The organism is bacterium (assembly GCA_030654305.1).
In the GTDB taxonomy this organism is placed as follows: Bacteria; Krumholzibacteriota; Krumholzibacteriia; order LZORAL124-64-63; family LZORAL124-64-63; genus PNOJ01.
Genome location: JAURXS010000337.1, coordinates 1 through 9633 on the forward strand (window position 1 = coordinate 1; position 9633 = coordinate 9633).

Here is a 9633-nt window from a genome sequence, read left to right on the forward strand (position 1 = left end):
CGCTCCTGCTGCTTGCGCCACGCGGATTCGTCCCGCTGCCGCTGCTCGGCCGAGTTGCGCAGCCAGGCGGTGTAGTTGCCGGCCCAGGAGGTCAGCTTGGCGCGGTGCAGGTGCACGGTGCGCGTGGCGATGCGGTCCAGGAACCAGCGGTCGTGCGAGACCACGAGCACCGCGCCCGGCCGGCGCAGCAGGCGCTGCTCCAGCCACTCGCAGGCGTCGAGGTCGAGGTGGTTGGTGGGCTCATCCAATAAGAGGACTTGCGCGTCGTCCAGCAGGGCGGCCGCCAGCGCGGCGCGGCGGCGTTCGCCGCCGGACAGCACGCCGGGGTCGCGGCGCCACGCTTCCTGCGGCAGGCCCAGGCCGGCCAGGGCCTGCTCCAGGCGCGCGCGCCAGGTGTAGCCGTCGCGGTGTTCGTAGTCGGCCTGCAGGCGGCCCTGCTCGTGGGCGATGGCGACGGCTTGTTCGGCCGGCGCCGCGGCCAGCGTGTCGGCCAGGCGCGCCAGCTCGGCTTCGAGGTGCAGTTCGCGGGAGAAGGCCGAGGCGGCGACGGTGTCGTAGACGTTCAGGGTCACGTCGGCGCCGGCGGTGAGCGAGGAGGACTGACGGAGCAGCCGCACGCGCACCCCGCCCGCGGCCTGGCGTTCGCCGCCGTGGGCCTCGAGCTCGCCGGCGAGCAGGTTCAGCAGGGTGGACTTGCCGGCGCCGTTCTGGCCGATCAGGGCGTAGCGCTCACCTTCGAGCAGGGTCAGCGAGGCGCCGCGCAGGATCGGCTCGCGGCCGAAGTCGAAGTCGACGTTTTGCAGGGAGATGAGGGACATGGCTCCGGCGAACAGAGGGGGTGGGGCCCCGGAGCTCGGTCCGGGGCCCGGTCGCGTGGCTCGGGGGTCAGTTCGCCTGACCCATCACCTTCAGGTCGGCCATCTCGCCGACCGGCGCCTCGTGGTTCGGCGCTTCGTGGTTCGGCGACTCGTGATTCGGCGTCTTGCGGTACTTCAGCGGCGGCACCCCGCAGCGGTCCTTGAAGGTGCGCGAGAAGTGGGCCAGGCTGTTGAAGCCGCACTCCTTGCTGACTTCCTCCACCGACAGGTCGAAGCGGCGCAGCAGGCGCTTGGCGTTGTCGATGCGGATCTGGATCAGGTAGTCGCTGAAGCTCATGCCGGTCTCGACGCGGAACAGGTTGGAGAAGTAGCCCGGCGACAGCGAGACCATCTCGGCCATGCGGTCGCGGTTGATGTTCTCCTTGTAGTTCTGCAGCACGTAGCGGCAGGCGTACTCGGCGCGGTAGTCCTGGATCTCGACCGTCGCGGTGACGGTCTCGCCGTTCTCGCCGCCGTGCTCCAGGACCACCTGGGGCAGTTGGCCGTCCCAGAGGGAGACGTCGGCGGGCAGGGGCGCCAGGCCGGCCTCGAGGGTCGCGCCGAGGGCGTCCTGGCCGACGGCGTGGTGGGCGGCGGCGTGCGGCTGGGCGCCGCGGGCGGGGCCGGCCGAACCCTGGAGGAACTCCAGGACGTGCTGGGCCGACTTCTGGACGTTGGAGCGCTGGGCCACCAGCATCGGCGCGCTGAAGCGTTCCTGGAGCAGTTCGATCGTGGCCTTGAAATCGGCCGGGATCTCGGCGGCGTAGACGAAGATCAGCCGGGAGCCCTCGGTCTGGTCGGCCCCGTCGCCGCTGACGACCGGGCGCAAGAGGATCTGGGGCCCGAAGAACGCGAAACACAGCTCGGCGGGGTTCTTTTCGGGGGCGGCGCACAGGAAGAGGATCTTCTGCAGGGCCTCCTGGTCGCCCTGACGCTGCCTGGGATAGGACGGAAACTCAACAATGAAGCTGTTCCATGCTCCTTCGATCGGTTCCAGTCTGGATTTCACGACTGTCCCCCCCACACGTGACTGACGCTCCATCGTAGGCAAATCCACAGGTGAGTCGTTATCGACTTGAACAATGATAAGACGATTATAAGGGAACGCCTGACAACCTACAAGGAAATAATGTTAAAGACAACGCACGCTCATTCAGAGGGTTACGCCTCAAAGTTCCAGAAGTCGGGCCGTAGCCTGCGTGTAGAAATCTTGAAAATCGTCAAAAATAGTCACGGCGCTGTGAATGTCGGCCGCATCAATGGTCAAATGACGGTCCGGGGCGCGATCACGCCCCGTCGGTCTCGCCCTCGCCGCCCTGCTCGCCGTCGATGGATTCGTCGGCCTCGATGTCGGCGATCCCGACCACGGCGTCGTCCTCGCCCTTGAGGCTGATGATGCGCACCCCCTGGGTGTTGCGGCCCAGGGTCGAGATGTCCCGCACGGCCATGCGGATGATGATCCCGTTGCGGGTGATGACCATCAGCTCCTGGCTGTCGGTCACCTCGCGGATGTCCACGACGTGCCCGTTGCGCTCGCTGCACTTGATCGTGATCAGGCCCTTGCCGCCGCGGCGCTGCACGCGGTAGTCGTCCAGCGGCGTGCGCTTGCCGTAGCCGTTCTCGGTGACCGTCAGCAGGGTGGCGCCGTCGCGCACCACCACCGTGCCGACCACGCGCTCGCCCGGGCTCAGCTCGATGCCCTTGACGCCGCGGGCGGTGCGGCCCATCGGCCGGATGTCGGACTCGTGGAAGCGGATGGCCATGCCGTCGCTGCTGGCCAGCACCACGTCCTGGTCGCCCTCGGTCAGCTGCGCCGCGACCAGCCGCTCGTCGTCCAGCAGGCTGATGGCGCGGATGCCGGCGCTGCGCGGGCGCGAGAAGTCGTCCAGCGACGTCTTCTTGACGATGCCCTGGTCGGTGCACAGCAGCAGGTAGCGGTCGGGGTTGAACTCCCGCACCGGCAGCACCGCGTGCACCTTGTCGTCCTGCGCGATGTTGATCATGTTCACGATGGGCCGGCCCTTGGCCGTGCGCGCGGCCTGCGGCACCTGGTGGGCCTTCAGCCAGTAGAGCTGGCCCTTCTCCGTCAGCACCAGCAGGTGCTGGTGCGTGGTGGCCACGAACAGGTGCTCGACCCAGTCCTCGTCCTTGGTGCCCATGGCGGTGATGCCCTTGCCGCCGCGGCCCTGGGTGCGGTAGGTGTCCGAGGGCAGGCGCTTGGCGTAGCCCTGGTGCGAGATCGTGATCACGACCTCCTCGTCGGCGATGAGGTCCTCGAGGTCGAGGTCGTCCTCCTCCGGTTCGACGGTCGTGCGGCGGGCGTCGCCGTACTTCTCGCGCAGCTCGGCGATCTCCTCGCGGATGATCTGCAGCTGCAGGGCGCGGTCGGCGAGGATCGCCTGGAGGCGCCCGATCAGGGCCAACAGCTCCCGGTACTCCTCCTCGATCTTGCGGCGCTCGAGGCCGGTCAGCCGCGCCAGGCGCAGGTCCAGGATCGCCTGGGCCTGCTTCTCCGACAGGCCGAAGCCCGCCATCAGGCCGGCGCGCGCGATCTCCGGCGAGTCGCTCTTCTTGATCAGCTCGACGATCTCGTCGATGTGGTCCAGGGCGATGCGGTAGCCCTCGAGGATGTGGGCGCGCTCCTCGGCCTTGTTCAGGTCGAAGCGGGTGCGGCGGACCACGACCTCCTCGCGGAACTTCAGGTACTCCTGCATCGTCTCCTTCATCGTCATCACCCGGGGCCGGTTGTCCACCAGCGCCAGGTTGATCACGCCGAAGGTCTGCTGCAGCTGCGTGTGCGCGTAGAGCTTGTTGAGCACCACCTGGGGGTAGGCGTCCTTCTTCAGGACCACCACGACGTGCATGCCCTTGCGGTCGGACTCGTCGCGCAGGTCGCTGATGCCCTCCAGCACGCCGTCGCGCACCAGGTGCGCGATCTTCTCCACCAGGGCGGCCTTGTTGACCTGGTAGGGGATCTCGGTGATGGCGATGACGGCGCGCCCCTTGGCGTCCTCCTGGATCTCGGCCCGCCCGCGCACGACCACCCGGCCGCGGCCGGTGTTGATGTAGTCGACGATGCCGCGCCGGCCGCGGATGACGCCGCCGGTCGGGAAGTCGGGGCCCTGCACGAAGCGCAGCATGTCGTTGGGCGCGAGGTCGGGGTCGTCCAGCAGCGCGACCAGGCCGTCGCAGATCTCGCCCAGGTTGTGGGGCGGGATCTTGGTGGCCATGCCCACGGCGATGCCGTCGGCGCCGTTGATCAGCAGGTTCGGGATGGCCGCGGGCATCACCGAGGGCATGGTGCGCGAGCCGTCGTAGTTGGGGACGAAGTCGACGGTGTCTTTGTCCAGGTCCCGCAGCACCTCGACGGCCACGCGGGTCATGCGGGCCTCGGTGTAGCGCTCGGCCGCGGCGCTGTCGCCGTCCACCGACCCGAAGTTGCCCTGCCCGTCCACCAGCGGGTAGCGCAGGCTGAAGTCCTGCGCCATGCGCACCAGGGTGTCGTAGGCCGACACCGTGCCGTGCGGGTGGTAGTTGCCCGTGGTGTCGCCGGTGATCTTGGCGGACTTGCGGTAGGGCTTGCCCGGCAGCAGGTTCAGGTCGTTCATCGCCGTCAGCACGCGCCGGTGCACGGGCTTCAGCCCGTCGCGGACGTCGGGGATCGCGCGCGAGATGATGACGCTCATGGAGTACTCGAGGTACGACTGCTCCATCTTCTCGTTGATGTCGACCTCGACCACCGTGCCGAAATTCTTCTCCGTCATCGCGTCTTCTCCCCCGCCCCGCTCAGATGTCCAGGTTGTCGAAGCGGACCCGGCCCGCGTTCTCCTCGATGAAGCGCCGGCGCGACTCCACGTCGTCGCCCATCAGCACGGTGAAGACGCGGTCGGCCTGCGCCGCGTCCTCCAGCATCACGCGCGTCAGCGTGCGCTTCTCGGGGTCCATGGTGGTCTCCCATAGCTGCTCGGGATTCATCTCGCCGAGGCCCTTGTAGCGCTGCACGTAGACGCCCCTGGCGCCCCCGAACTCCTCCACCAGGCGGTCCTTCTGGTCCTCGGTGTAGCAGTAGCGCTCCAGCTTGTCCTTCTTCACGCGGTACAGCGGCGGCTGGGCGATGTACATGTGGCCGTTCTCGATGACCTCGCGGAAGTAGCGGAAGAACAGCGTCAGGATCAGCGTGCTGATGTGCGCGCCGTCGACGTCGGCGTCGGTCATGATGATGATGCGGTGGTAGCGCAGCTTGCTGAGGTCGAAGATGCCCGCGCCGACGCCGGTGCCCAGGGCCGTGATGACCGTGCGCACCTCGTCGTTGCCCAGGATCTTGTCCAGGCGCGCCTTCTCCACGTTCAGGATCTTGCCCTTCAGGGGCAGGATGGCCTGGAAGCGCCGCTCGCGGCCCTGCTTGGCCGAGCCGCCGGCCGAGTCACCCTCCACCAGGTACAGCTCGCACTCGGCGGGGTCGTTGCTCTGGCAGTCGGCCAGCTTGCCCGGCAGCGCCGCGGAGTCCAGGGCCGACTTGCGGCGCGTCAGGTCGCGGGCGCGGCGCGCGGCCTCGCGGGCCTGCGCGGCGCCGATGCACTTGTTGACGATCTTCTTGGCCGCCGTCGGGTGCTCGGCCAGGTACGCGCCCAGCGTCTGGTTGACGAGCTGCTCGACCTGCCCCTTGACCTCGGTGTTGCCCAGCTTGGTCTTGGTCTGCCCCTCGAACTGCGGCTCCGGGATCTTCACCGAGATGATCGCCGTCAGCCCCTCGCGCACGTCGTCGCCGCTGAGGGCCGGCAGGTCCTTCTTGAACATGTTCTCGGCCTGGCCGTAGGCGTTGATCGTGCGCGTGAGGCCGGCCCGGAAGCCGGACAGGTGGCTGCCGCCCTCGTGGGTGGGGATGTTGTTGGCGAAGGTCAGCACGTTCTCGGTGTAGCCGTCGTTGTAGTCGATGGCGATCTCGATCTGGATGCCGTCCTTCTCGCCCTCGATCAGCACCGGCTCGTCGCAGATCGGCGTCTTGTTCTCGTTGATCCACTTGACGAAGGCGACGATGCCGCCCTCGTAGTTGAAGCGCTCGCCGCGCGGCGGGCTCTGGCGCTCGTCGGCGATGTGGATCGTCAGGCCGCGGTTCAAAAACGCCAGCTCGCGCAGGCGCGAGCGCAGCGTCTCGTAGTTGTAGACGCGCTCGGGGAAGATCTCGAAGTCGGGCTGGAAGGTGACCGTGGTGCCGGTGGCGTCGCTCTCCGACGCGCGCACGGGGCGCACCTCGGTGACCGGGATGCCGCGCTCGTATTCCTGCTCGTAGACCTGGCCGTCGCGCCGCACCTCGACCTTCAGGTGCGAGCTGAGCGCGTTGACGCAGCTCACGCCCACGCCGTGCAGGCCGCCGGACACCTTGTAGCTGCCCTTGTCGAACTTGCCGCCGGCGTGCAGGCTGGTCATGACGACCTCGAGCGCCGGCTTGTGCTCGGTGGCGTGCATGTCGACCGGGATGCCGCGGCCGTCGTCCACCACGCGCACGGCGTCGCCGGGCAGGATGGAGACCGTGATCTCGCGGCAGAAGCCGGCCAGGGCCTCGTCGATCGAGTTGTCGACGACCTCGTAGACCAGGTGGTGCAGCCCGCGCAGCCCCGTGTCGCCGATGTACATGGCGGGGCGCTTGCGCACGGCCTCGAGGCCCTTCAGGACCTGGATGCCGTTGGCGGTGTATTCCTGGGACGCTGCGCTCATCGCCCGTCACCTCTCCTAGGCGTCGCCGCCGGTTTCCGTACCGCGCGGCCGGTGTAACCCTACGGCTGGTGTTTCCCCGCGTCGCCGCGGTAGCCGGCGGCGCGGTCCCGGTGCAGCCACCGGATCTCGCGCACGGTGCCCTCGCCGTGGCGCTCGTTGTACTTGCGGGCGATGGTCGGGAACAGGAGCGTCAGCTCCTGGCGCCAGGCGCCGTGGTCCGCGTCCAGGACGAGCACGCCGTCCCGCAGGTCCACCGCGCGGCTGTGCGCGGCGACCCGCTCGCCGGCGATCTGCGCCCAGTCCTCCAGCACGGACCGCTCCGCGAAGCGCCGCCCCAGGCCGGCCGCCGCCAGCGCCGCGGGCAGGATGTCGCCCACCGACTGGGGTTTGCCTTTGCCGCGCGCGCCTGTCATGGAGCTTCGGTGATCCTTCCGGCCTCGACCGTCCAGCGGCGCGCGTCCCGCGGCCGCCAGCCGGCCACGTCGTCCGCGCGCGCGGTCGCGATGAACACCTGGTGCATCTGCGCGGTCGCCTCCTGCAGCCGCCGCGCGCGTTCCTGGTCGAGCTCGCTGAAGATGTCGTCGAAGAAGAGGATGGGGCGGATCCGCCTCCTGCGGAACACCAGTTCTCCCTGGGCCAGCTTCAGCGCGATGGCCACCGAGCGGGTCTCCCCCTGGGAACCGAACGTCCTGAGATCCACGCCGTCGAGCGACAGGGCCAGGTCGTCGGCGTGGGGTCCGGCGAGGCAGCGCCCGCGCCGGATTTCCGCCTCCCCAATATAGTCGAGAAGCGCCGAAATTTCCCGGGTTAAATCCGCCGCCGGGGCCTCTTTTTCGGCGATCTCGAGGCCGGGCGCGTAGGCGATTTCCAGCGTCGCCGACCGACCCGTGAACCCGGCCAGCACGTCCTGCGCCACCGGACCGAGCTCGCGCGCGTAGCGGGCGCGATCGCGGATCAGGGGCGCCGCGTGCAGCGCCATCTCGTCGCTCCAGGCCCGCAGGTCGTCGCGCAGGCCCGCGCGTCCGCGGCCGCCGGCCGCCGCGTCCCGCAGCAGGCTCGTCTTCTGTTTCAGCGCGCGGTTGTAGGCCTGCAGCGCGACGAAGTAGGCGTGGTCCAGGCCGCAGAGTCCCTGGTCGAGGTAGCGGCGCCGTCCCTCCGGCGCGCCGCGCACCAGCGTCACGGTCTGCGGGTCGTAGACCACGGTGGCCAGGCGGCCCACCAGGTCCGCCTTGCGCGGCACCGGCTCGCCGGCCACGCGCAGGCGGCGCCCGCCCCCGCGCTCCAGGCCGTACTCGTAGCTCTCGAGGTGGCCGCTCTCGGTCTCGGCCGCGACCTCGACGCGGGCGGCGTCGGCGTCGAAGCCGATGAGTTCCTCGTCGCGGGCGCCGCGGTAGGAGCGGCCCAAGGCGGGGTAGTTCAACGCTTCGAGCAGGTTGGTCTTGCCCTGGCCGTTGGCGCCGGTGAAGACGTTGACCCCGGGCGAGAACGAGAGCCGGGCTTCCGCGAGGTTGCGGAAGCCCGACAGGGAAGCTTCGATCAGCCGCACGGCGGCCTCACTCGGAGGTCAGGCGCAGCGGCATCAGCAGGCAGAGCAGGTCGCCGTCCGGGGAATCGCCTTCCGGGCGCACCAGGGCCGCGCTCTGCGAGTCGCGCAGGGAGAAGCGGAGCGTGTCGGCGCCGACGTTCTTCAGCACGTCCAGCAGGTACGTGTAGTTGAACCCGATCTCCATGGCCTCGCCGTCGAACTCCACCGGCATCTCGTCCTCGGTGCGGCTGCCGTCGGTGCCCGAGGCGCTCAACTCCAGGCGACCGGCCTCGACACCCAGGCGGATCTGGCTGGTCACGCGGTCGGCGGTGATCGAGACGCGGCGTGCCGCGGTGTTCAAGGCCTCGCGGTCGACGATCATCTGCAGGTTGTTGGCCTGCGGGATCACGGCCGTGTAGTCGGGGAACGGCCCCTCAAGCAGGCGGATGTGCAGGACGGTCTCCCCCAGCCGGAAGCTGATCTGGTTGTCGCCGAACTTGACGCGGGCGGTCTCGACGCCCTCGGACAGGCGCACGAACTGCAGCAGGCCCGGGGTGTCGGCGATGACGCTGCGCACCTCGGTGACCGTCCAGTCCATCTTGCGCTCGATGCGGGCCAGGCGGTGGGCGTCGGTGGCGACCATGGCCAGGGACGTCGGCTTCAACTCCCACAGGATGCCCAGCAGGGCCGGCCGGGTCTCGTCGCGCGAGACGGCGTAGCTGGTGGCGCGGACCATGCGGGCCAGGACGCCGGCCTCGACCTCGTGGCCCTCGCCCTCGGACATGCCGGGCAGCGAGGGAAACATCGCCACGTCCATGCACTGCTCGCTGAGGCTCGACTTGCCGGCCACGACGCTGACGCGGCCGCCCTTCTCCGAGACGACGACCTCGCCCGCGGGCAGGCTGCGCACGAAGGAGACGAACTTGGCCGCCGGCACGGCGATCCGCCCCCCGTCCTTGACCGCGACCTTGTCGGTGGACGTCGTGACGGACATGTCCAGGTTCGACGACGAGACCGTCAACCTGCCCTTGTCCACCTCCAGCAGCACGCAGTTCAGCACGGGCATGACCGGCTTGTTGGCCACCACGTTGGCGACGATCGCCAGGGCTTTCTGCAGGTCGTCCTGCTGGATCGTGAACTTCAAGAGTCGTCCTCCGGATCTGGGTGGGTGCCCGCTGGCGGCGCCGCTTCGCGAGGGATGCCCATGATAGGAACCGCGCTCTCCCTCTTCAAGTCTTTATAGATAAAGTAGGAGAGGTAGTAGGAGCGGTGGACAGGGTGGATATCTTCCCGGTTTCCGCCCCTTTCCCGCCCTGAAACACCCAAGAGCGCCCCGCGGCGCCGTTGCGGACGGTGGACGGTTCGTGGATGACCCAGGGGTTTGCGGCCCGTCGTCCACCGGGCCGCGTCCGTGCACGTTTCGCGCACCGCCCGTCCACTGGTTTCTCCCCTGCCGCGGGGGGGGAAAGCGAGGCCGGCCTCCGCGGGGAGGCCGGCCGGGCGCGTCGTCCTAGAAGCGTGCGAAGAGGTCCTTGA

7 protein-coding genes are annotated in these 9633 nt (G+C 69.1%); all 7 read right to left on the reverse strand.

Going from position 1 to position 9633, the window contains the following annotated elements:
* On the reverse strand, window positions 1–818 hold an 818-nt coding region (locus Q7W29_09715), incomplete at its 3' end, for an ATP-binding cassette domain-containing protein (GenBank protein MDO9172096.1).
* Between the two features lie 67 nt (window positions 819–885).
* Window positions 886–1866: an AraC family transcriptional regulator gene (locus Q7W29_09720; protein ID MDO9172097.1), complete on the reverse strand. Its 981-nt coding sequence runs from the start codon at window positions 1864–1866 to the stop codon at window positions 886–888.
* 277 nt (window positions 1867–2143) lie between these two features.
* Entirely contained in the window at window positions 2144–4621 is a 2478-nt protein-coding gene (gene gyrA / locus Q7W29_09725; GenBank protein MDO9172098.1) for a DNA gyrase subunit A, read from the reverse strand.
* A gap of 22 nt (window positions 4622–4643) precedes the next feature.
* On the reverse strand, window positions 4644–6572 hold the full coding sequence (gyrB, locus tag Q7W29_09730) for a DNA topoisomerase (ATP-hydrolyzing) subunit B (GenBank protein ID MDO9172099.1): 1929 nt from the start codon (window positions 6570–6572) through the stop codon (window positions 4644–4646).
* A gap of 59 nt (window positions 6573–6631) precedes the next feature.
* Window positions 6632–6985, reverse strand: a complete 354-nt coding sequence (locus Q7W29_09735) for a DUF721 domain-containing protein (GenBank protein MDO9172100.1) — start codon at window positions 6983–6985, stop codon at window positions 6632–6634.
* Window positions 6982–8118, reverse strand: a complete 1137-nt coding sequence (locus Q7W29_09740) for a DNA replication/repair protein RecF (protein ID MDO9172101.1) — start codon at window positions 8116–8118, stop codon at window positions 6982–6984. Before Q7W29_09740 ends, Q7W29_09735 begins: the two co-directional genes overlap by 4 nt.
* Before the next feature lie 7 nt (window positions 8119–8125).
* Window positions 8126–9241 (reverse strand): DNA polymerase III subunit beta, encoded by a 1116-nt coding sequence (gene dnaN / locus Q7W29_09745; GenBank protein MDO9172102.1) that lies wholly within the window; start codon window positions 9239–9241, stop codon window positions 8126–8128.
* Window positions 9242–9633: the final 392 nt, after the last annotated feature.

What these genes read in the sequence shown, in the direction of transcription:
- gyrA (MDO9172098.1), bottom strand. Translation starts at nt 4,621, where the DNA reads ATGACGGAGAAGAATTTCGGCACGGTGGTCGAGGTCGACATCAACGAG.
- gyrB (MDO9172099.1), bottom strand. Translation starts at nt 6,572, where the DNA reads ATGAGCGCAGCGTCCCAGGAATACACCGCCAACGGCATCCAGGTCCTG.
- Q7W29_09735 (MDO9172100.1), bottom strand. Translation starts at nt 6,985, where the DNA reads ATGACAGGCGCGCGCGGCAAAGGCAAACCCCAGTCGGTGGGCGACATC.